We start from the raw sequence: 21,328 nt of genomic DNA on the forward strand, positions 1-21,328 counted from the left end.
TCGCATATGACCGCGTTGGAAAAACAGGGACCATCATGACCGGACGGGAAATTGACAATCTGATCAAATTGCTGGCGCGTTTGCCGGGCCTTGGCCCGCGTTCGGCACGCCGCGCGGTGTTACAGATGTTGAAAAAACCCGAAACCCTGATGCTGCCGCTGGCAAAGGCCCTGGAAGATACCGCGCACGCCATGACCACCTGCCATGTCTGCGGCAATATTGATGTAACCGATCCGTGCCATATTTGCGCCGGGGCAGGCCGCCAGCACGATATGATTTGCGTGGTCGAGGAAGTCCAGGATCTCTGGGCGCTGGAACGCGGGTCATCCTTTAAGGGGCTGTATCATGTTTTGGGCGGCACCCTGTCCCCGCTTGATGGCGTTGGCCCGGATGATTTGCGCATCGACCAGCTGGTTGCACGCGTGCGCGATACCGGGGTTAACGAGGTTATTCTTGCCACCAACCTGACGGTCGATGGGCAAACAACAGCCCATTACATTACCGAACGGCTGATCGATACAGGTGTAAAGGTCACGCGACTGGCGCATGGCGTGCCGGTTGGCGGGGAGCTGGATTATCTGGATGATGGTACGTTGACCGCAGCCCTGCGCGCACGCAGTTAAGCAAAAGTCTTTTACCAAAAAAACCGGCCTCACCTGAAAACAGAGAGGCCGGGAAAAGCAAGATTGATAACATCGAGCTTGCCGGAACCCTTTTAAACCCTGCCGCATCTCGGGGAAAATGCGTTAAGGTATGGTTCCGGCATCGGCAATAACCCGGGGAGAGCGGTTATCGCCAGGAGACACCGAAATCCGGATAAATATCAGTCCAAAATACAATTTTTCGTGCAAGCCACAGAAAGACCGGGCAAAAGGCTTGCCGCATATGTACCTTTTCGTGATACGTTGGTATTCGATAATCTCTATCCTTACGTTACGCCTTCTCCCCTGAGGACGCAGTGAACAGTTTCACAACACCACCGCAATTCGCAAAGGTCGCCTCCCGCATTTTGGCAGGCAGCTTTTTATTTGAAGATCTTGATCCGGCCCTGCTGGAGCAGCTCTCGGAGTCCGCCACAATCAAACGGCTGGCTGATGGTGATTTGCTGTTTGAAAAAGGCGACCCGGCCGACGGACTTTATGCCGTCGAGGCCGGGAAAATTCGCATCTCCAGCCTGTCAGGTTCCGGCAAGGAGATTGTGCTGAACGTCCTAGCCCCTGGTGCGGTTTTTGGTGAAATCGCCCTGCTGGACAGCGAACCACGCACCGCAAGTGCGCGTGCAGTTGGCCCCACCCGCCTGCTTTATATTTCGCGGGAAAATTTCTTTGAAATTTTTGACCGCGAAACCGAGCTGCGCCGCCATATCACTGCGCTTTTGTGCCGTCGCCTGCGCTGGGTCAGCGCGCTACTGGAAGATGCCAATTTTTTGGATCTGACCGCACGTTTGATCAAGCGGTTGCTTTGGCTGGCCGAACGGCATGGCGGCCCCGACCCGGAAGGCATTCGCATTGCCCTGCCACTGTCGCAACAGGAACTGGGATATATGCTGGGCGTCACCCGTGAAGCGGTGAACAAAAAGCTGCGCGAGCTTGAAAAAGCAGGCCTGATTACACGGCGTGATGGCCGCCTGGTCATTCGTGACAAGGACGGACTGGCAGATTTACTCGCCAATGCAAGCAAGCCCTGACAAACCCAGCCTTTTTGACCGCCTTGTCGATCGCGAGGAACGACGGGGGCTGTTTGTCGTGGCGTTTTTACGCATTGCGATGCTGGCCTTCATCCTGTTGCTTTTCAGCAAGTCCAACACGCCGACCGGCGAGCTTTATTCGCTGCTAGAGGTGCTGACCTGGTTCATCCCCGGTGTCATCATCCAGATTTTTGTTGCCTATCGCGGCCATAAATGGCGCTGGTTGCTTTATGTGCTGGCGGTGACGGATGCCTTGCTGATTGTCTATGTTTCCGTCGTGCCAGACCCGCGCCATCCCTTTATCGATCATGAAGCCTGGGTGTACAGCTTTGTTGCGCGCGACCGTGGCATCGTCTTTTCCATGATCATGATGGCCCTGGTCATTCTGACCTTTTCACCCCGACTGATTTTGTGGTTCGGGTTGTGGCTGTTCAATGCCTGGATTTTGGGCATCGCCTGGCTGGTCAACCGGCCCGGCATTTTGATTTCGCAGCATTTCGGCGACCAGTGGAGCCCCGGTGAAAGCGGAGAGGTCCCGCTCTATAACCGGCCGGAATATCTGGATGTTTCGGCCCTGGCCGAACAGGTGGTGATTGTTGTCGTCTTTACCCTTGCCTGTGCGGTGATGGTGGCAAGACTGCGCATTCTGATCCGGCAATTTGCCGCCGCCGAACGGGCACACGGCAACCTTGCGCGCTATTTTCCCGCCGCCCTGGCCGACCAGCTTGCCGAACGCGACGAACCCATCCGCATTGGTGAAAGGCGCGAATGTGTGGTGCTGTTTGCCGATATTATCGGTTTTTCCAGCTATGCCGAAAATCGCGACCCCCAGGATGTGATGCGCCTGTTAAACCGCTTTCACGGCACCATGACCACCCAGGTTGCGTCCTATGGCGGGATTGTCGAAAAATATATCGGCGATGCCATGATGGCGAGCTTTGGGGCGTTTGATGCCATGTCCTGCCCGGCGGCCAACGCCCTTTCGGCGGCACAGGCCATGATTGACCGCATCCGCGACTGGCACGCCCAGGACCCCAGCAATGCCAACCGGCCGCTGCGCATTGGGGTTGGCCTGCATTATGGCCCCGCCGTTGTTGGCGATATTGGCGAGGGCGAATCGGTGACACCTGCCGTGATCGGGGCAACGGTGAACCTTGCCAGCCGGCTGGAACGGGCCACCCGGACCCTGAATGCCGAAATCGTTGTCAGCGAGGATTTTGCCCACCAGCTTGAAAAAGAGCTGCCCGATATTGGCAAAATGCTGCTAAACGCCCTGTATAGCCGCGACACCATTCGCGTAAAGGGCTTTACCGCCCCCATACCGGTCCGGTTTCAGCCCCGTCCACTGGCAACATTAAAAAATGCCGGGCAAAAAGCTGACGGATCAGTTTGAAAATCGCAGCATTTGGCATGTAACGATAACTTGAGCGAATATTTTCAAAAAATTTGATCTGGTCGCTTTACCTCCCCGCCTGATACGCCAATATGTGGTTGAATATTTGTATCACATTCACCCGATATCGGAGTAAGGCATGTTAGAAGACGTCATTCGCCAGGAACTTGACCAAAACAACATTCCCCAAACGATCAAAATTGCGACCCTGATGGGGGACCGGGAATTTCGCTGGGACAAGGCGATTTACATGCCTGCCGGTCTCAGCGGATTTGCCGACAACAATATTTTTGCCCTCGCCAATTTCCCCAGCGAAATTTCCAATTGTTTCAAGCTGCTGCAATGCCTGACTGACCCGGAACTGGCCTTCATCGTTGCCCCTTACAATATGGATAGCGGCATTCTGGCTGTCGAAGATCTCGATCCGGCGATTACCGTGCATAACATTGCCCCGGAAAACCTGGCGATTGTTCTGATCGTGACGCTGCAAAAAGCCGATGACAATGACACCATCGAAATGACCGTCAATCTGCGCGCGCCCATTCTGATCGATACCGCCCGTCAGACTGCCTTTCAGATTAGGCTCAATAAACCAAAATATGATTACCGCCATCCCCTAAGCGCCTAAGGAAAGTCCAACCATCCCCCTGGCCTTTTCAACCTTGGGGAGCACCCGCTATTCCTGCCTTTACAAATGCTGTAAACGACACAGACGGACCGGTCTGTGTCGGGGCAAAGGATGCGCCTTGATTATAAAACGGGAAATTTCAAAAACATAATTATCGCAAAGATGATAAAATTCGGGTCTGTTTCCTTTTTCATGCCATTTTTGCCCAATAGACTGTTTTTTCATTAAAAACTTGCGGGCCCAAAGGGCTGTCACACGATCAAAAGGACCCATTCATGGCATCGGAACTGCGCAACCGCCTTGTTCTTGCAACCATCCTGGGGGCAACCCTTTTCGGGGCACCCGATTTATCCATATCTGATGCCAAAGCGGCCGATGCCGCCGACAAGGCCGAAGCATCCGTGCCACTTGCCGCCTCGGATCGCAGTAAAATGCGCCTTACGGTTTATCCCGGCAATCTCGCCATGATTGCAGAACAGCGCCAGGCCAACCTTGCTGCCGGACGCCAAACCCTGAAAATCATGGACCTGCCGCAAACGCTACTGGATGATTCACTGCTGATTGGTGCCGATAAAAATGCCAATTTGCAGTTGCTTTCCACCACCGAGAAAACCAACCCGCAAAGTGGCTATACCCTGCTGGAACAATTTATCGGCAAGGAAGTCAAAATCCGCCGTGACGATGATCTGATCAATGCCACCCTGATTGATCTTGATGGGCAGGCGCTGGTGAAAACGGCGGACGGGGTTGAATATGTGCCCACCCAAAACATCGTCATGCCGGTCCTGCCCGATAATTACACCACCCGCCCGTCCCTGGATGCCACCATTCGCACCTCGGCTGCGACAGATCATGTTTCACTGGCCTATCTGATGGGGGGTATCAGCTGGCAAACCGCCTATGTCGGCCATTATGACAGCAAAACCGGTACCCTGGAGCTGGGCGCACGGGCACGCATCGTCAATAATAGCGGTGGTGACATTCACGATGCCAATTTGCAGCTGATTGCCGGTGATCCCAACCAGAATTCACCACGCCCGATGGCGAAGGCCATGCGTGCGGAAATGATGATGTCCGTTAGTGCCGACAGTGCCAGTGGTGGCCAGGCGGCGCGCAGTAAATTCGAGAATTTCCATGTTTACGGCCCCTATAGCGACCTGAACATGAAGGACGGTCATGCCGTTACCCTGCCGCTGCTGGAAAACCGCAAAATCAACGTTGACCGTGAAATGACCTTTTATGGCAACACATCCATGTATTACAGCGGCAAGGGAACAAGACAGGATTTCATCCGGCCGGAATTGCAGTTAACCCTGAAAAATGATGGCGGCGCTGACGAACAAAGCCCGTGGCCTGCCGGACAAATTCGCATTTATGCCAATGATGCGGATGGCATCCCGGTGTTTTTGGGTGAAGACCAGATGAACCTGACTCCGGCGGGCGAAAAAGCCCACTTGACCCTGGGCCAGGCCAGCGACATTACCGGCAGCCGCCATGTCGTGGAATATGACCGCAAAGCGCGCAAAAACCTGCCCGATGAAGTGGCCGCAACCCTGGAATGGACCCTTAAAAACAGCGGCCCGCGTGACGAAACCGTCACCATCGAGGAAACACTTCCGGCCAACTGGAAAATCATCAAGGAAAACAATCCGCACCAAAACCTCGAAGCAGGCCAGGTCAAATGGCAAATCAAGCTGCCTGCTGGCAAGGAAACCACCCTGCGCTGGTCGGTCCATAGCGACGAATAAGACAGAAGATTTTCCAACAGCACAAAACATCATGGCGGCCCACACGGGTCGCCATTTTTTGTTCCGCCTGACAGGATGAAATGTGAAGAAGGGCATATTTCACAGCCTGCCCCCTTTCCAATCAGGGCACAAACACCCTATGTTGACGGCAATTCAATCATTGCCAGCCTGCTGGCCGTAGAAGCGGAAACCGATTTTAACAATGTCAGTTGCCAGAGAAACCCTGCGCGCCCTGTATGGAACATGGCGCATTGCTCATCGTGATGCCCGCGGCGTGGGGTATTTTACCTTCACCGTCGATGGCTTCTGGCGTTCATTTCTGGCCGCAATCCTGGTTTTTCCAGCCTTTGCCCTGCTGCGCTGGCACGACCTTGACACTGTTCCGGCCGATTTTCCCACCCTGCGCTATCTTCTGGTAGAAACCATTTCCTTTGTCGTCAAATGGGTGGCGTTTCCCCTGGTAATGTATCATGTCGCTGACATGCTGGAACGTCGGCAACGCTACATCCCCTTTATCGTTGTTTATAACTGGGCCAGCGTATTGCAAATGGCGGTTTATTTGCTGGCCTTACTTCTGGGCGCGGCATTCCCCGGTTTGGGGGCGGGCGGATTTGCCCTGCTGGCCGTGATTGCCATGATGGTTTATGGCGGCTACATCACCATGCTAACACTTTCTGTGCCCGTCTTTACGGCTGTTGCGATTGTTTTGCTGGATTTTCTGTTATCGCTGACCATCACGGTCATCGGGGTGCGCCTGGCAATGCACCCGATATTCTAGCAACGACATCGTTTTAAGGGCTCACACCGTCAGCGGACAAAATGGTATTACCAGCTTGCCATAACGCCACCGGGATGGTTAGGCTTGGCGCATCTTTATCACCCTGCCTGTCCCTGTCGCTGGAATGACATCATGAAACCGGTTCTTGCCATCACCCGCCGCCTGCCTGCCGATATCGAAGCCCGCGCCCATGCCAGTTATGACGTGCGCTTAAATGAAGGCGACGCACCGCTGGACCGCGATGCCATCCTGGCCCTGGCAAACGGGGCGGATGCCCTGCTGGTGTCGGTGGGCGATCCGATAGACGCGGCATTTTTTGATGCCCTACCCAAGTCAGTCAAAATCATCGCCACCTTTTCAGTCGGCACCGACCATATCGACCTTGCCGCTGCGGCCCGCAAGGGCATTGTCATTGGCAACACGCCAGGTGTTTTAACCGATGCCACCGCCGATATTGCCTGGCTTTTACTGCTGGGGGCGGCGCGCCGGGCCGGCGAAGGCGAAGCCGAAATACGCACGGCAAGCTGGCGCGGCTGGCGCCCCACCCACATGATTGGCACCCAGGTAACAGGCAAAAAACTGGGGATTATCGGCATGGGCCGCATCGGCCAGGCCGTGGCAAAACGGGCGCGTGGGTTTGACATGGACGTGCATTATTACAACCGCAAACGCCTGCCCGCCGATTTGGAATATGGTGCCACCTATCATGACAGCATTGATGACCTGCTGCCCCATTGCCAATTCCTGTCGTTACATTGCCCGTCAACGGCGGAAACACGCGGCATGGTCAACACCACCCTGCTGGCAAAGCTGCCCAAGGGCGCGATCCTGGTGAATACCGCCCGCGGGGATGTGGTCAATGATGGCGACGTCATTGCCGCCCTGAAATCGGGCCAGCTTGCCGCAGCCGGGCTGGATGTGTTTGCCGGTGAACCCAATATCGCGCCGGACTATCGCGATTTGCCCAACACGTTTTTACTGCCCCATTTAGGGTCCGCCACCGCCGAAACCCGCACGGCAATGGGCACCCGCGCACTCGATAATATCGATGCCTGCCTGGCGGGCAAAGACGTGCCCTTTGCCGTTACAGCAAACTGAAAACAACAAAGCCCCCGTGCCGTTTCATCCGGCATGGGGGCTTTAATGTATTTGACCTTTTTTGGTCGGGATTACCCCAAGTCACTTTCTTCCCCGGCGGGCAAAATACAGGAAATTTCACGGCCATCCCGGCTGATTTTCACACGTCCACCGTGAATTTCAACCACTGCCCGGACCATTGCCATCCCCAATGCCCGACGGGCCGATGCCGGTTCACCATCTCGCAGGCCTTCAAACAGCATCGGTTGCGGGGTTTCGTCGGTCAGGCCAATGGTGATGTCAATGTCATCGCCCCGGCGGCGCGCGACAACTGAGACTTCGCTGCCTTCCGGTGCGGTACGCAAAACATTTGTCACCAGAATAAACAAAGCCTGTTTCAGGCGGCGTTCATCGGCCACCATCCAGCCAATATTGCGCGAACAATAAAGCCGCAACGAAACATTCAGTTCCGCCAGACGCGCCCGCGTCAAGGCTTCAAGCGAGCGCAGCAGCCGCCGCGGGTCAACGGTATCAAGCTCCAGGGCAACCTGCCCCGATCCCAGCGTTGCCAGATCGCGCATGTCATCGACCAGGGCCAGCATGCTTTGGGCCTCGGTCCGGATAATTTCTACCGATTGCGACACATTGCCATGCAGATGCGGCAACATCCGGTCCGCCAGCCCATTGATATGATCCAGCGGACGGGTCAGCTCGCGCGATACAGTCGAGATGAAATCAGATTTCATCTGATCAGCCGTGCGCAGAGCCTCATTCCGTTCACGTAGCGCACGCTCCACCCGGATACTGTCGGTGACATCCAGATAAGACATCATCACCGCCCCATCAGGCAGCGGTACAATGGCAAAATCAATGATGCTGCCGTCACTGCGCTCCAGGCGACCCGACATTGGTTCGTGGTTGGTGATACGTGCCACCATGCGGCTTTTGAATTTTGCCCAATCGTCGGTCACGGTCCAAAAATCGCGCGATTTTTCAATCACATCAGCAATATGTGGTGCAGCGGTCAAAAACACATCATCGAGCGCCCACATATCGCCAAAACCGTGATTATACAGGCGCAGGCGACCATCGCCGCTTATCACGCCGACCGCTTCATGCAGGTTTTCCAGCGTTTCGCGCTGAACGGCGATCAGGGTGTTATAGCTGCTTTCCAAAACCAGTTTGTCGGTCACATCCTCATAGGCAAACATCAGCCCGCCAAACGGGTGCGGGGACACAAACCGGCGCAGGGTCACACCATTTGGCAGGTGCATCAGATCTTCGATCGGCTTGAGCAAATCGGTGAAACGCTGATTTTCCTGATCGCGATACTGACCAAAATCGGTGACTTCGGGCAATTTACGTTCATCGCGCAACCGGCGCAGCAAATCTTCCAGCGCCGGTTCGGTCAACAGCCATTCTTCATCCAGGTTCCAGAGCGATGCAAAGGCGGCATTAAAGAAAATCAGTCGTTTATTCCCGCCAAAAATGGCAATCGCCGTGCCCAGATTTTCCAATACTTCGGCATGGGCCCGCACATGACGCGACAATTCGGCCTGTTTTTCCTCAATCGCGGTGCAATCAATGGCAAAGCCGACCAGCCCGTTCACATCATCGCCATTTAAAACCGGCGATTCGCTAATGCGCAGCAATCGGCGGTCGCCCTGAATAACCACATGGTAATCACGGGTGACGGTTTCGCCATTGCGCAACGCAGAGGCTGCAAGGGCACGCCCCTGATCCTGAATCACACCCGCGCCAAGCTCGCTGCCCGCCTCGATCACTTCGGCAATCGAATTTTGCTCCACCGCATCAATATAGGCGGCATTACAATCAATCAGGTTCAAATCACCATCGCGCCGCCACACGGGAAAGGGTAATTCATCCATCACATGGCGCAGGCTGGAAACATCCTGCCGAAGGGCGGCAAAATCGCCAATCTGGCTTTCGCGTTCTCGGGCATGGCGGGTTTCGTCACGAAACCACACCGCATGGCCCAGCACGGCTGATTTATGATCCCGCCGGGCCACCGTGCCGGTGACATGGAACTTGCGCCCGTCAAGTGTTGTGATCCAAATTGAAAACCGGTCATGGCCGGATTTCAGGGTACGCACCCGGTCCTGAAGGGTTTTGGCATCTTCTTCGCGCAATTGTTCAAGCAGGTCGGGAAAGCGCGCATCGCTGCCCAAATTAAAACAGCGCAGCAAGGACGGGCTGCCACCATCGGCAAACCCCTTATGGGCCCAATAATAAACCGGGTCCGGCGCGGCGTAAAACAGTTGGGTAAACAGGGTGGCGGTATCTTCCATCTGCGATTCGAGGTCTTCGGCCTCGTCAAGATGGCGGCGCATCCGCACGGCAAGGCGCCAGCCAATCGCCCCGGCAATCGCAGCCCCGCCCAACGTTGCCAGCCCGATCACGGTTAAATCGCGGGTTCCCAAATTACCGATTGCGGTAAAAATACCATCGCCTGGCACGGTAATGTCCGGTGCGGTCTCAAAAGCAGTGCCTTGCGACTGGGCAATGGCAAGGGCGGGATAAAACACCCCCGAAAGCGCCGTGTAACAGGCCAAAACCACGCCAAAACGCCGCCCGCCAGACACCATAGAACCTGCGCGCGTCGCCCTGCCACGACGAAACCACGAACCTGCCGCCCGGTATGTAGACCTAACCCCTGCCACCTAATTTACAACCATTCATCCATTTATATTTATACGCTTGCGCATGGCCCCAAAACCATTTCATCGGGTCAGATCCCGTATCTGCCAGCGACCACCTACCGGATAAAGGGCACAACACCCGGCAAATTCCGTTCCGAAAAAACTGTCTTTCTGGCAAATAACTTGACGTTAAACGTTACTTTCTTACCTGTTGTTCATCCCATCGCCCGAATCACAAACAATAACATTGCCATAATATCCTGACAGAAGTGTGGCTGCATGCAGGTTTATAGCGAATTTCGGCTGAAGATGAACAAAGATTGCCAACATATTAACAGGTCCCGGCCCTGGGGCAGTTTCGATGATTTTGGGAAAATCCGCAATGACATAAGGGGGAAATCGGGCTATGTCTGCCAGTGCCTTTACCGTGACCAGAAATCGACGCAGCTAGTATCAGAATGAGTGTCAAACCGCAGTTGGATCTTTTTGCACCAAGCACCGCAGCAAAGCCCGCGGTGCCAAACAAGGATTCCCTGACACACGCCCAAACGCCTGCCGCGCCGATCATGAAGGACCTGTTTGACAGCGACTTTAACGCCGAAGACATCCGCGAATGGAACCAGCTTTTTCCCACGGCCCCGCAATATAGCTATCATTTCAAACGCGCGCAGATCAGCTCCGCCTTTGACCGGCCGTTGCACAAACGCCTGATCGCATCGCACGCCTTTGAACGGTTGCGCGAAATTTCGTTTTTGGGGGCCATTGACTACCTGTTTCATCCCAATGGCAAACCGGCCAATATCCGCCATTCGCGCTATGACCACAGCATTGGTGTTGCCCTGCTCTCCCAGCAATATTGCCGCCTGATGGGCCTTTCCGAAGCTGATCGCGACCTTTTGGGGGCCGCCGCCCTTTTGCATGATATTGGCCACGGCCCGTTTTCCCATACCCTGGAACCGGAATTTGCCCGGCGCTTTAACCTCAACCACCATCAACTGACCAACAAAATCATCCTGGGCGAGGTTGATCTGGACCTGTCGGTCCGGCATTTGCTGGAAAAGCATCATGTGGACCCGGATGCCGTAATTGCGATTTTGTCCAAAAAATCCGACCACCCGCATGCCAGCCTGTTTACCGGCCCGGTCAATATTGACACCCTCGAGGGGATCAGCCGCACCAAAACCTATGTGCATCCGCATTATGTGCATTGCCATCCGCGCCTGTTGCTGGAAGCAGCGGTAAAACTGGATGACGAATCGCTCCAGCGCCTGGATAAATTCTGGCAGCTCAAGGAAGACATTTATCGCAATTTCATTTTTGGGCCGATGTGCTTTGCCACCGACCATCTATGCCGCGAATTTGTCGTCGATAATGCCCCGGATTTTGCCGCCAATGACTTTCTGTTGACCGAACCGGCCTTTTTGCGCCGCCACCCCGCCTTTCGCAAATTCCTTCACAGCCTGAAAAACCGCATCGAACTGGATGGCGTTGCCGATGTCATTGACAGCGACCGCCCCGACCTGGTCGATCAGGCAACCAAGGTGCCAAAACGCGAATTTCACATCAATAAAGACGTCGCCGTAAACAGCTTTGCCGACCTTGGCAAACGCTATTACGAAGAAAAAAACAGCTTCCTGCGCCGTGTTGGCAATCTGGCTGACCCTGCCCAGCAAGCTGCCGCTGCCAGCCTGTTTGACTAACCTGCCCTTCACAATGGCCCCGCCGGAACAAGGCGATATATAACGGCGTTCTTCGTAAATGCCTGAAAACCGTATTTGCACAACAGCGCCAAAATGGCCGTCAAAAGCCCGTAATAGCCCTTAGCAGCCCGTACTTTAATTCAGGATCTTTGTTTCAATGGCACAAACCAACGACAAGATTAAACGCAGCTTTGTCATTATTGGTCTGGGCACCTTTGGCGGCACCATCGCCACCGAACTGGCCCGTTTTGGCAACCGGGTACTGGGCATTGATATTAACGAAAAAAATGTCAGTGACCTTGCCGATACCATTGCCGAAGCCGTGATTGCCGATGGCCGCGACGATGAAGCCTTAAAACAGGCCGGAGCCAACCATTATGACGTGGCCGTGGTCGCCATTGGCGAAGACCTCGAAGCCAATATCCTGTGCACCATGAATGTGAAATTGCTGGGCATCAAAACGGTGTGGGTCAAGGCACTAAGCAAAACGCATCACCGCATCCTCAGCAAAATGGGGGCGGACCGGGTCATCCTGCCCGAACAGGAAATGGGCCAGCATATCGCGCAAATGCTCCATAACCCGGTGGTGCGCGACTATCTTAGTCTGGGCAACAATTTCCACGTCATCAATATCAACATCCCCGAAGAGCTGGAGGGCAAAACCCTGGGCGACCTGCATCTGGGGGAGAAATACGAAACCCGCTGCCTGGGTGTGATGCGCGGTAGCGACTATCTGGGCTGCGAGGATGATGTTGCTCTGAAAAAAGATGATAAAATGATGGTGCTGGGCCGCCGGGGCGAATTGCGCCTGTTCGGCGATACCCTGTAGGCTCCTTCATTCAACCGCCGCCCCAACAGGTCAACAGGCCCATTCATGAAAATTTCGCTGCCACAAATTTCAACCCGGAAATTTCTCATCCCGCCTCCGGCGGTACTGGCAGCTACCTATGCCATCCTGATCATTACCGGCACCTGCCTGTTAAAATTGCCCGATGTTTCACAACCCTTAACCTGGTCCGATGCCCTGTTTACCGCCACATCCGCCGTGACAGTGACGGGTCTGTCGGTGGTGGATGTTGGCAGTCATTTCACCCTGTTTGGGCAGATTGTCGTGCTTGTCCTGATCCAGCTTGGCGGGCTGGGATTAATGACCTTTGCGGCCCTTGTCCTATCGGTGCTTGGCCTGCCCATTGATATTCCCCATCGCACCTATCTGCGCGAGGATTTGAACCAGACATCGGTTGGCGATCTCCTGCAACTGGTCAAAATCATCTTGCGCGTGGTGCTGCTGTGCGAATTGATCGGCGCCATCCTGCTCTGTTTTGTTTTCATCCCCGATGCCGGTTGGGCCGAAGGCATGTGGCAGGCCCTTTTCCATTCCGTATCGGCCTTTAACAATGCCGGTTTTTCCCTGTTTCCCAACAGCATGACACATTACGCCACCAACCCAATTGTCAACCTGACCATCCCGGGCCTTTTGCTGATTGGCGGTGTCGGATTTAGTGTGCTGTCCGATCTTTATTATGTCCGCCGCTGGCAAAAATTTTCCCTGCACAGCAAACTGATGCTAACCGGCAGTGCAGCACTCATTATATGGTCCGTTTTTTCCTTCGCCCTTCTGGAATGGAATAATCCCGCCACACTGGGCCATTTCCCCGGTATTTTCGATAAACTGCAAATCAGTTGGTTTCAGGGCACCACAACCCGAACCGCCGGCTTTAACACCACCGATATCGCCGGCATGCACGACAGCACCACGCTGATTTTTATCCTGCTGATGCTGATTGGCGGGGGCAGCACCTCGACCGCCGGCGGCATCAAGGTGACAACCTTTATTGTACTTTTGCTGGCAACAATCGCCTTTTTCAAACGCCGCCAGCAACTTCATGCCTTTGGTCGCTCGATTGGCCTTGAAGAAGTGCTCAAGGTTCTCGCCCTGACCATGATCAGCATGCTGGTGGTGGCAATGTCGCTGTTTTTATTGACCATGGCCCATGATGGCGATTTTCTCGACATGCTGTTCGAGGTTGCGTCCGCCTTTGGCACGGTCGGCTTGTCACGCGGCATTACCCCGGAACTCAACGACATTGGCCGTGCAGTCATCATTTTCACCATGTTTGTTGGCCGGGTCGGGCCGCTTACGCTGGGCTTTTTCCTGGCAACACGGGTTCCGCCACGCATTCGCTATCCGTCCAGCCAGGTTTATCTGGGTTGACGCAACGACGAACGGTTTATTTCCCGGTACGCAGCTCGAGCAGGCCAGTCATGGCACCGTTCAACATCACCTCGCGCTGGTAAACCAGCCCCGCGCGTATCAATACCCGTTGTGACGCGGCATTGACCGACCGGGCCAGCCCGATAATCAAGGGTGCGCGCAATTCATCGCGGGCAAAAGAAACGGCCGCCCTGGCAATTTCGATGGCATAGCCATGCCCCCAGTAATCGGGATGCAAATGATAGGAAAGATTAAGCCCGTCATAATATTGCGAATGGGCAACTCCACCAAAACCAATGCGCTGCCCATCCTGTAAAACCGCCCAGCGGCCAAATCCGTATTCCGCCCAATGTGCCATATCCCGCGTCAGTCTTTCCCGGCAGGCAGTTTCATCATCGGGTGTTGGGTCCGGGCGGTGACGGGTCAATTCCGGGCGGGAAAACATGTCCTGCAAAAACGCAAAATCGTCATTTTGCGGAGCGCGCAAAATAAGCCGCGATGTTTTCCACATCCCGTTGTCGCTCTGCATAATCGGCAGATGATTCCTGTCTGACGCGCGGTTCTCGCCATTATCTTTTGTCGTATTGGTTTCCAATGTTTTATCCGCCCCTCACAAACCGCGTATCGCCCGATTATTTTGCGTCCCGAGAATACCAGTTCCTTCTGACAACGATATGTCAGGAAAGGCTGTCTGCCAAACAGCGTTCCACAAGCTGGCGGACATATTCAACATCCGGCGCGGTTTGGGAAAAGATAATGCGATAAACCATCGGGGCAAAAACCAGATCCACAACATGGTCGGGCGCAGGGCAATCTTCACCCCGGGCTTGTGCCCGATCTGTCAGAATAGTCAGACGCGTTGTAATGATATCCGCACAGCGCCCGGCACACTGGCTGTCATCGGATGCGGCGACATCGCGCAGCATGGACCGGCCAAGGCTGGAACTCATTTCATCAAGATACTGTTCGGCATAGGCCATAAGATCGCCCGCGAAACTGCCGGTATCAGGCAGCTTGTCATCGGGTTCAAACCGTTCCAGGGCAACATCGGCCAGCAATGTCGCCAAATCCCCCCAGCGCCGGTAAATCGTCGAGGGCGTGACCCCGGCCTGCTGGGCAACCATTGGCACCGTCACAGCGGCACGGTCGTGGGATTCCAAAAGCCGCTTTACCGCTTCATGGATGGATTGCTGGACCCGGGCGCTGCGCCCGCCAGTACGTATGCCTTTGTGAATCGTCATGGCAAATACCTTAACACAAATAATTTGCGTTAAGCGAGATTTTAGATCACACTGCACTTAACGCAAATAATTCGCTTTTAAGGACTCATCCCGATGCCCACCCAACATACCCCGGCAATCGGCGGAACATCGGTTCCCGCCGTAAGGTGGTTTCTGTCGCTGGTTTTAATGACCTTCCTTGCCGCCTCGGCCGCGCCAACGCCGCTCTATCATCTCTATCAGCAAACCTGGCATTTCTCGGCCACCATGCTAACGCTGATTTTTGCCGTTTATCCCTTCACGCTACTCGTCTCCCTGCTGATTTTCGGCTCTCTTTCCGACCATATCGGCCGAAAACCGGTGATCTTTGCCGCGCTTATTCTCGAACTTGTCTCGATGGGGCTGTTTATAACGGCAGGTTCGGTAACCGATTTGCTATTGGCCCGTATCATCCAGGGTTTTGCCACGGGTATTGCCACCAGCGTACTTGCTGCCGCCCTGTTTGACGCCGACCATCACAAAGGCCCGCTTGCCAATAGCATATCACCCCTGATCGGCATAGCGACAGGTGGACTGATTGCCAGTATTCTGGTCGAATATGCGCCAATGCCGCTGCATCTGAGTTATGAATGCCTGGCTGCCCTGATCGGTCTGCAGGCAGTAATTGTTTGGGGCCTGCCAGAAACCGCCAAGCGCCAGCGCGGGGCGTTAAAATCGCTGCTGCCGCGCATTGCCGTGCCCGTCGCTGCCCGCCCGGCCCTGCTGGAAATTGCCCCAGCCAATATTGCCTGCTGGGCGCTGAGCGGATTTACCCTTTCGCTGGCACCATCCTTAATTGCCGCAGCGACCGGGGCGACATCGGCCCTCAATGGCGGGATCGCGGTTACCCTTCTGAGCCTGGCGGGCACAGCCTCGGTTGTGACATGGCGTCGCCAAAACCCGGAAAGCGTTTTGCGCTTTGGCACCATCACCCAGGCCACCGGTGTGGGTCTTATCTTACTGGCAATCAACTACGCCATGCTGTGGCTGATCTTTGCCGGTTTTCTTGTCGCCGGGCTTGGGTTTGGCGCAAGCTTTCTGGGGTCTGTCCGCACACTCATGCCGTTGGCAGCCCCGCATCAGCGCGCCGGTCTTATGGCGGCCTTTTACATCATGTCCTATCTTGCGTTTAGCCTTCCGGCCCTACTGGCCGGAACAATGGTGCGGGTTGTTGGCTTGGTAAACACGGCAAATGGCTATGGCATGGTACTGATGATTCTTGCCGCCGTTGCGCTTGTTGGCCAAATACGCCGCAGCAAGGCCCCATCCTGCCCGTAAGCAACTGTGACAGACCATGCTAAAACCTGTCACTTTTCGGGCTGAATTTTCGACACTTTTACCAACAGTCATGTGGAGAAAGCTGTGGATAACATGTGCGAAATGTGGAAAATCAGGCCTTTTCGCAGTGGATAAAACCGGGGTTAAAATGTGAATCAATCGTTAAAATCATTGGATTCTAACGGTTTGGCAGGCCGTTCTCCTGTCGGGTCTTGCGAATGTCTTCGGCCCCGTCAGCAACCATCTGCCGTAAATCATCCAGCCCGGCGCGTTGCAGCTTTACCGCATCGGCACATTCATCCTTGGGCGTGTAGCCATTGGGGGTTTGCCGGTCCCAGTCAAGCACACGCCGAAGGGTTGCGGTCAGGGCGGGCACATCGCCAAAGGCATACAGGTTCAGGGGACGGCCGATTTCCTCGCTTAAGGCACCAAACAGGGCCGGGTCACCATCTGGCGGCAAATCGGGATGGCAGGTCAGATAAACGCGATACCGCAATTGCCCGGCATAAAACCAGAAAACCGCTTCCTGGCGCTGTGCCTCGTTAAACAGCTTTTGCGCCAGAATATAATAGGCGGCGGGATGTTTGTTTTCGATATGATCGCGAATTTCCGCTGCCGACATCTCGTTAAAGGTTGCCTCGGTTTTGGCGTGGGCAGGTATCCCAAAGGCACCTAAACCGCCCATCAGGGGCAATATCATCATCCATTTGCGAAGCTGCACTTTGGGGTGCAAAATCATCACAGGCACTCCTTTGCTCGCAGAATTCATCCCCCAACCCTGACCGTGTGCCTTGCCGGTCTTTATTGTATCAGGCTGCCCTGGCGCGCCGGGCGTCTGGGCGTCCTTTTTTGTGTTGTGTTGGGATTAATTTTTGGCCAACCGGTTCAAAACCAGTATCTGCCACCAAAATATGGCTGTTTTACGTAAAAATGCGCCAAGACAGACTGAAATGCCGGTTTTTTATTGCATCGGGTTATGCCAATAATACCCAAAGTAAAACCAATCAAAACAATACGGAACCGGTTGTGCTGCCTGACTGCATTCGCCAAAATCAGGAATATTCCGCCCGCCACCTCCATGACATGCGCGAGGCCCTGGCAGCGCATTTGCACGGCAGTGCGTTTTGTGTGGTTGTCACCGGGTCATTTGGCCGGCACGAGGCATCGGACCAATCAGACCTGGATTATTTCCTTATTGGCCGCGAAGCCGACCGCAAACTGGCCCCCTATAAGGCCGTTGGCGATATTCTCGGCGCAATGGTTGCCAAAAAACCGGCCATTGGCGGCCCGTTTTCAGCCTATGTCCCGGCAGAGGAACTGGTGAACCGCATTGGCCTGGATGGCGATACCAATTCGATTACCACCCGCCGCCTGCTGTTTTTGCTGGAATGCGAATGGCTGTATAACGAACCGGCCAAGCGCGCCTTTTTTAACGAACTGATCGCCAATTACGTGACCGAGAATGTCACGCGCGAGTCAATTGCCCGGTTTCTGGTCAATGACGTCATTCGTTATTACCGCACCATCAGTGTTGATTTTGAAATCAAAACCCGCGAAGGCCACGCCAAGGCCTGGGCGCCGCGCCGCCTGAAACTGGTTTTTTCGCGCAAGATGCTGTATTTCGGCGGCATCATTGCCGCTGCCGAAACAGCCGGTTTTGACTATGAAGGCAAACGCGCCAAACTGGCCGAATTGCTGCAACTCCCGCCCATTGCGCGACTACAAACCGTATTTGGCGACCAAAGCCTGGCCGCCCTGGAAATTTATGATCATTTCCTGGCAGCACTAAATGACCCGGAAACACGCCTGCGGCTGGAAAAAATTGACCAGAATGACCGTCACCACCCGGAATTGCGCAAACTGCTGGACGATGGCAAACAGTTCTCGCGTGAATTGATCAATCTTTTGAAACATCGCTACAGTCCGGATCACCCGATCCATGAAGCCCTGCTGATGTAGAAGTACCAGACGATAGCCGTTTATGAATATCGATAATCGCCTGACAAAAGGCGTCAATCAGTCGTGATTTGGGCGAAACGCCAGGATACACCAGGTCAATATTGCGGTTGAATTCATCCCCGGCAACGCGGTGCCAGTGAATATCTAGTCCGGTGTCATAAACCTGCATCCAACCGGGCACCAGCGACACCCCCAGCCCTTCATGAACCATCCGCGCCATTGTTTCCTGCGAATCAATGGTACAGAAAAGCCGCGTTTCAATAGCGTGCCGTGCCAAAAACTGCTCTGCCAGTCGCCCGCCCCACGAAGACGGATCATAACGAATATAGGGCATATGTGCAAAAATGCGGGCAACGGAGGGCAGATCGGTCACATCCTGCGGCGTGATGCTGGAAGGTGTCATCAGCATCAGGGGTTCAGAACGCAAATTACGCGCCTCTAGCGATTTGGACCGTTCAAAAGGCGGAGCGATGGCAACAATCACATCCAGTTCCTGGCGGCTGATACGATCATGCAAGGACACTGACGTGCCCGGGTAAATTTCAGGCACCAGCAAGGGCGCAGTTTTGCGCAAATGTTTTAGCGTCAGCGGCAAAAGGCTGGTCATCACCGTTGAAATGGCACCTATTCTCAAGATGCCAGACAGGCTTTCGCCATCCAGTGAACCGGCAAGCAAAGCGGCTTCACCCACCATTTTGCGGGCATGGGGCAACAAACGTGAACATTCCGCCGTGGGTTGCACGGTTTTACCGTTACGACGAAACAACACCACCCCCAGTTCAGTTTCCAGTGTTTTTAACCGCTGTGATATGGCCGCAGCCGTTAGGCCCTGCTGGCGTGCCGCCGCCGCGACCGACCCCTGTTCAGCAACAATAATCACGCTTTCCAAAAACCGCGTGTCCAACGCAATATTTCCTTACGAATGAAACTATAAATACAAGTTATTCCATCTTTCAAAAGGGTGCAATTCTCCTGCCGCATTCATGAAAGGGAGAATAATGTCGCCTGCCGTCTTTTTCGCCGTTTTATGCTCCGCCCTGCTTCATGCGGGTTGGAACAGTTTTGTCAAAGGCTCTGCCCGAAAGGATCTTGCCACTTTTTCAATCGTTCTCGCCCATATACCCGTCGCCATCATCGGGGTCATACTTTCGCCCGTGCCCGATATGGCAAGCCTGGGTTATTTGGTGTTCGGGGCGTTTTTGCATGTCGGTTATCAACTGTTTTTGATCCGAAGCTATATGCACGGCGATCTATCACAAATTTACCCACTGGCGCGCGGCCTGTCCCCGGTACTGATCACCATTATCTCGCTGGTTTTTCTTGATGTGTCGCTTAGTGGCATCGAACTTGCGGCCATTGCCATTATTGCCACGGGCATTGCCATGCAGGCGCAATCGGCCTGGAAAAGCCAGAATATCCAGTCCTTTCTGCTGGCCTTTGGCACGGGCTGTTTCATTATGGGTTACAGCCTGGTTGACGGGACCGGCGCGCGCGTTTCCGGTTCGGCCCTTGGTTTTTACAGTTGGCTGTCCATTTTAAACGCCACCCTGATGCTGGCCTATGTCGCCCTGTTCAAACCCGGCCTGATTGGCGCATTACGCACGGTGTCGCCGGTTCATACCCTTATTGGCGGAACAGGGTCCTTTTGTGCCTATGCCATTGTCATATGGGCCTGCACGCAAGCCCCGATTGCGCTGGTTTCGGCCCTGCGCGAAAGCAGCATTCTGTTTGCCATCGTGATTGCCCGCTTCGTTTTAAAAGAGGAAATCACCCGCCACCGCATACTGGCGGTGTCGCTGATCGCAAGTGGCGTTGTCCTCTCACGGCTGGGGCATTAACCCATGACAGCCGATACCGATATACACACCCCTCATCAACATCCCAAAACCCGGCATGTTCTGAATATTTTGGCCTTTAGCGATCTGCACCTGAACCACAAAGCGGCAGAAAACCTGATCAGCCAGGCACCAAAGGCCGATATCGTCATCGGTGCAGGCGATTTCGGGCAAAAGGGCACCGGACTGGCACGTTTCATGCCGGTTTTTGCTGCCCTGACCTGCCCTTTCATCATCGTTGCCGGGAATCATGATGATCTGGATGAGTTAAAGCAGCATTGCGCCGGTCAAACCAACACCCAAGTACTGCATGGCGACTGCATCACCCTGTATGGACAGGCATTTTTCGGACTGGGATATGAATGCCCACCCTCAAATACCGAAGGCTGGAACCGCGCGCTTGACGAAGACACAGCAGACTTGATGCTATCATCCTGCCCGGAAAATGCCGTGCTGATCACCCATGCTCCGCCACATGGCATTGCCGACCAACAGGCAAACGGTTTTCATGCCGGAAGCCACGCCATTTATGCCGCCATCATGAAAAAACAGCCACGCTTGCATCTGTGCGGGCATATTCATGCCGCATGGGGCCAAACTGGCGTAATTGGCACAACACCCGTGCACAATCTTGGCCCGGCGGGGAAAATATTCACACTTCCCTGGCCCGATTCCCGTCAAAATGAGCAGACATGACCCTATGGGTCAAACAACCGCCTTGTGATAATTGGCGCGATCAAGATCATGAATTTCGGTGGTGAACTGAACCGAAAAGCCGCCAACCCGGTCCTTGAGATGGGCCAAAAGCAATTCCTGGACCTTTTGCCCGACGGCCTGTTTTACCGCGTCCGTGCGGCCCGAAAGCAGGCGCACATCCACATGCACCATCGCGTTTTGCGCCGTGCCATCGCCAATAAGCAGCCCTGATAACGGCGAGAGACGGGTTTTGAAGTTGGCAATTTCGGTATCGGCAATCGGTGCCAGGGCGCGGTGTATTGCCAAGGCCAGATCCGGCAGTGCATCAGCAACAGGCAAATCGGCGGAATATTCGATTTCGATTTGGGGCATGTGACTTTTCCAAATTTACAGCATGTCAATTCTCACTTTTTGT

20 protein-coding genes are annotated in these 21,328 nt (G+C 54.5%); 14 read left to right on the forward strand and 6 right to left on the reverse strand.

Annotated features, from left to right (window positions below):
* The first annotated feature begins 35 nt into the window (after positions 1 to 35).
* The 7 genes from recR (at position 36) to LF95_RS20325 (ending at position 7,332) form a co-directional block, all read left to right on the forward strand.
* A complete protein-coding gene (gene recR / locus LF95_RS20290) occupies positions 36 to 623 on the forward strand; it encodes a recombination mediator RecR (protein WP_073957023.1) in 588 nt (195 codons plus the stop codon).
* Between the two features lie 335 nt (positions 624 to 958).
* The gene (locus LF95_RS20295; RefSeq protein WP_083607843.1) at positions 959 to 1,687 is read left to right on the forward strand and encodes a Crp/Fnr family transcriptional regulator; all 729 of its coding nucleotides are present in this window, start codon (positions 959 to 961) and stop codon (positions 1,685 to 1,687) included.
* Positions 1,671 to 3,080, forward strand: coding sequence for an adenylate/guanylate cyclase domain-containing protein (locus tag LF95_RS20300; RefSeq protein WP_073957024.1), 1,410 nt, complete (start codon positions 1,671 to 1,673; stop codon positions 3,078 to 3,080). The genes LF95_RS20295 and LF95_RS20300 overlap by 17 nt, the downstream gene beginning before the upstream one ends.
* A 139-nt stretch (positions 3,081 to 3,219) precedes the next feature.
* Complete coding sequence (fliW, locus tag LF95_RS20305; RefSeq protein WP_073957025.1) at positions 3,220 to 3,708, forward strand: flagellar assembly protein FliW; 489 nt, start codon at positions 3,220 to 3,222, stop codon at positions 3,706 to 3,708.
* A gap of 275 nt (positions 3,709 to 3,983) precedes the next feature.
* Positions 3,984 to 5,456 (forward strand): DUF4139 domain-containing protein, encoded by a 1,473-nt coding sequence (locus LF95_RS20315; RefSeq protein WP_073957027.1) that lies wholly within the window; start codon positions 3,984 to 3,986, stop codon positions 5,454 to 5,456.
* A gap of 202 nt (positions 5,457 to 5,658) precedes the next feature.
* Positions 5,659 to 6,234 carry a hypothetical protein gene (locus tag LF95_RS20320; RefSeq protein ID WP_073957028.1) on the forward strand — a complete coding sequence of 192 codons (576 nt, stop codon included), beginning with the start codon at positions 5,659 to 5,661 and terminating at the stop codon, positions 6,232 to 6,234.
* A 132-nt stretch (positions 6,235 to 6,366) separates the two neighbouring features.
* Positions 6,367 to 7,332 carry a 2-hydroxyacid dehydrogenase gene (locus LF95_RS20325; protein WP_143182123.1) on the forward strand — a complete coding sequence of 322 codons (966 nt, stop codon included), beginning with the start codon at positions 6,367 to 6,369 and terminating at the stop codon, positions 7,330 to 7,332.
* Between the two features lie 71 nt (positions 7,333 to 7,403).
* Here the strand turns inward: LF95_RS20325 and LF95_RS20330 are convergent, their stop codons facing one another.
* Positions 7,404 to 9,917 carry a PAS domain-containing sensor histidine kinase gene (locus LF95_RS20330; RefSeq protein WP_083607844.1) on the reverse strand — a complete coding sequence of 838 codons (2,514 nt, stop codon included), beginning with the start codon at positions 9,915 to 9,917 and terminating at the stop codon, positions 7,404 to 7,406.
* A 512-nt stretch (positions 9,918 to 10,429) separates the two neighbouring features.
* On the opposite strand from LF95_RS20330, the gene LF95_RS20335 reads away from it, so the two are divergent.
* The 3 genes from LF95_RS20335 (at position 10,430) to LF95_RS20345 (ending at position 13,886) form a co-directional block, all read left to right on the forward strand.
* Entirely contained in the window at positions 10,430 to 11,671 is a 1,242-nt protein-coding gene (locus tag LF95_RS20335) for an HD domain-containing protein (protein WP_073957029.1), read from the forward strand.
* Positions 11,672 to 11,828: 157 nt separating this feature from the next.
* A complete protein-coding gene (locus tag LF95_RS20340) occupies positions 11,829 to 12,500 on the forward strand; it encodes a potassium channel family protein (protein ID WP_073957030.1) in 672 nt (223 codons plus the stop codon).
* A gap of 45 nt (positions 12,501 to 12,545) precedes the next feature.
* Positions 12,546 to 13,886, forward strand: a complete 1,341-nt coding sequence (locus LF95_RS20345; RefSeq protein WP_073957031.1) for a TrkH family potassium uptake protein — start codon at positions 12,546 to 12,548, stop codon at positions 13,884 to 13,886.
* Between the two features lie 16 nt (positions 13,887 to 13,902).
* Here the strand turns inward: LF95_RS20345 and LF95_RS20350 are convergent, their stop codons facing one another.
* A complete protein-coding gene (locus LF95_RS20350) occupies positions 13,903 to 14,415 on the reverse strand; it encodes a GNAT family N-acetyltransferase (RefSeq protein ID WP_073957032.1) in 513 nt (170 codons plus the stop codon).
* A 148-nt stretch (positions 14,416 to 14,563) separates the two neighbouring features.
* Positions 14,564 to 15,127 carry a TetR/AcrR family transcriptional regulator gene (locus LF95_RS20355; RefSeq protein WP_073957033.1) on the reverse strand — a complete coding sequence of 188 codons (564 nt, stop codon included), beginning with the start codon at positions 15,125 to 15,127 and terminating at the stop codon, positions 14,564 to 14,566.
* A gap of 93 nt (positions 15,128 to 15,220) precedes the next feature.
* Between LF95_RS20355 and LF95_RS20360 the strand changes: the two genes are divergently transcribed.
* On the forward strand, positions 15,221 to 16,423 hold the full coding sequence (locus tag LF95_RS20360) for an MFS transporter (protein WP_073957034.1): 1,203 nt from the start codon (positions 15,221 to 15,223) through the stop codon (positions 16,421 to 16,423).
* A 178-nt stretch (positions 16,424 to 16,601) separates the two neighbouring features.
* Here the strand turns inward: LF95_RS20360 and LF95_RS20365 are convergent, their stop codons facing one another.
* Positions 16,602 to 17,162 carry a hypothetical protein gene (locus LF95_RS20365; protein WP_073957035.1) on the reverse strand — a complete coding sequence of 187 codons (561 nt, stop codon included), beginning with the start codon at positions 17,160 to 17,162 and terminating at the stop codon, positions 16,602 to 16,604.
* Between the two features lie 191 nt (positions 17,163 to 17,353).
* Here LF95_RS20365 and LF95_RS20370 point away from each other — a divergent pair, with 191 nt between their 5' ends.
* Complete coding sequence (locus LF95_RS20370; RefSeq protein WP_252509847.1) at positions 17,354 to 18,382, forward strand: DUF294 nucleotidyltransferase-like domain-containing protein; 1,029 nt, start codon at positions 17,354 to 17,356, stop codon at positions 18,380 to 18,382.
* Here the strand turns inward: LF95_RS20370 and LF95_RS20375 are convergent.
* Complete coding sequence (locus tag LF95_RS20375) at positions 18,321 to 19,286, reverse strand: LysR family transcriptional regulator (protein WP_073957036.1); 966 nt, start codon at positions 19,284 to 19,286, stop codon at positions 18,321 to 18,323. The genes LF95_RS20370 and LF95_RS20375 overlap by 62 nt on opposite strands.
* A 94-nt stretch (positions 19,287 to 19,380) precedes the next feature.
* Between LF95_RS20375 and LF95_RS20380 the strand changes: the two genes are divergently transcribed.
* Together LF95_RS20380 and LF95_RS20385 are read left to right on the forward strand one after the other, a co-directional pair.
* Positions 19,381 to 20,220 (forward strand): DMT family transporter, encoded by an 840-nt coding sequence (locus LF95_RS20380; protein ID WP_073957037.1) that lies wholly within the window; start codon positions 19,381 to 19,383, stop codon positions 20,218 to 20,220.
* 3 nt (positions 20,221 to 20,223) lie between these two features.
* Positions 20,224 to 20,913 (forward strand): metallophosphoesterase family protein, encoded by a 690-nt coding sequence (locus tag LF95_RS20385; RefSeq protein WP_083607845.1) that lies wholly within the window; start codon positions 20,224 to 20,226, stop codon positions 20,911 to 20,913.
* Between the two features lie 9 nt (positions 20,914 to 20,922).
* Here LF95_RS20385 and LF95_RS20390 read toward each other — a convergent pair whose 3' ends face one another.
* The gene (locus tag LF95_RS20390; protein ID WP_073957038.1) at positions 20,923 to 21,285 is read right to left on the reverse strand and encodes a 5-carboxymethyl-2-hydroxymuconate Delta-isomerase; all 363 of its coding nucleotides are present in this window, start codon (positions 21,283 to 21,285) and stop codon (positions 20,923 to 20,925) included.
* Between the last annotated feature and the right edge of the window lie 43 nt (positions 21,286 to 21,328).

It is taken from the genome of Thalassospira sp. TSL5-1 (assembly GCF_001907695.1).
Classification (GTDB): Bacteria; Pseudomonadota; Alphaproteobacteria; order Rhodospirillales; family Thalassospiraceae; genus Thalassospira.

Bases quoted from the DNA above. Each gene is read 5' to 3' on its own strand.
- recR (WP_073957023.1), top strand. From the start codon at position 36: ATGACCGGACGGGAAATTGACAATCTGATCAAATTGCTGGCGCGTTTG.
- LF95_RS20300 (WP_073957024.1), top strand. From the start codon at position 1,671: ATGCAAGCAAGCCCTGACAAACCCAGCCTTTTTGACCGCCTTGTCGAT.
- fliW (WP_073957025.1), top strand. From the start codon at position 3,220: ATGTTAGAAGACGTCATTCGCCAGGAACTTGACCAAAACAACATTCCC.
- LF95_RS20315 (WP_073957027.1), top strand. From the start codon at position 3,984: ATGGCATCGGAACTGCGCAACCGCCTTGTTCTTGCAACCATCCTGGGG.
- LF95_RS20320 (WP_073957028.1), top strand. From the start codon at position 5,659: ATGTCAGTTGCCAGAGAAACCCTGCGCGCCCTGTATGGAACATGGCGC.
- LF95_RS20325 (WP_143182123.1), top strand. From the start codon at position 6,367: ATGAAACCGGTTCTTGCCATCACCCGCCGCCTGCCTGCCGATATCGAA.
- LF95_RS20330 (WP_083607844.1), bottom strand. From the start codon at position 9,917: ATGGTGTCTGGCGGGCGGCGTTTTGGCGTGGTTTTGGCCTGTTACACG.
- LF95_RS20335 (WP_073957029.1), top strand. From the start codon at position 10,430: ATGAGTGTCAAACCGCAGTTGGATCTTTTTGCACCAAGCACCGCAGCA.
- LF95_RS20340 (WP_073957030.1), top strand. From the start codon at position 11,829: ATGGCACAAACCAACGACAAGATTAAACGCAGCTTTGTCATTATTGGT.
- LF95_RS20345 (WP_073957031.1), top strand. From the start codon at position 12,546: ATGAAAATTTCGCTGCCACAAATTTCAACCCGGAAATTTCTCATCCCG.
- LF95_RS20350 (WP_073957032.1), bottom strand. From the start codon at position 14,415: ATGCAGAGCGACAACGGGATGTGGAAAACATCGCGGCTTATTTTGCGC.
- LF95_RS20355 (WP_073957033.1), bottom strand. From the start codon at position 15,127: ATGACGATTCACAAAGGCATACGTACTGGCGGGCGCAGCGCCCGGGTC.
- LF95_RS20360 (WP_073957034.1), top strand. From the start codon at position 15,221: ATGCCCACCCAACATACCCCGGCAATCGGCGGAACATCGGTTCCCGCC.
- LF95_RS20365 (WP_073957035.1), bottom strand. From the start codon at position 17,162: ATGATTTTGCACCCCAAAGTGCAGCTTCGCAAATGGATGATGATATTG.
- LF95_RS20370 (WP_252509847.1), top strand. From the start codon at position 17,354: ATGCGCCAAGACAGACTGAAATGCCGGTTTTTTATTGCATCGGGTTAT.
- LF95_RS20380 (WP_073957037.1), top strand. From the start codon at position 19,381: ATGTCGCCTGCCGTCTTTTTCGCCGTTTTATGCTCCGCCCTGCTTCAT.
- LF95_RS20385 (WP_083607845.1), top strand. From the start codon at position 20,224: ATGACAGCCGATACCGATATACACACCCCTCATCAACATCCCAAAACC.
- LF95_RS20390 (WP_073957038.1), bottom strand. From the start codon at position 21,285: ATGCCCCAAATCGAAATCGAATATTCCGCCGATTTGCCTGTTGCTGAT.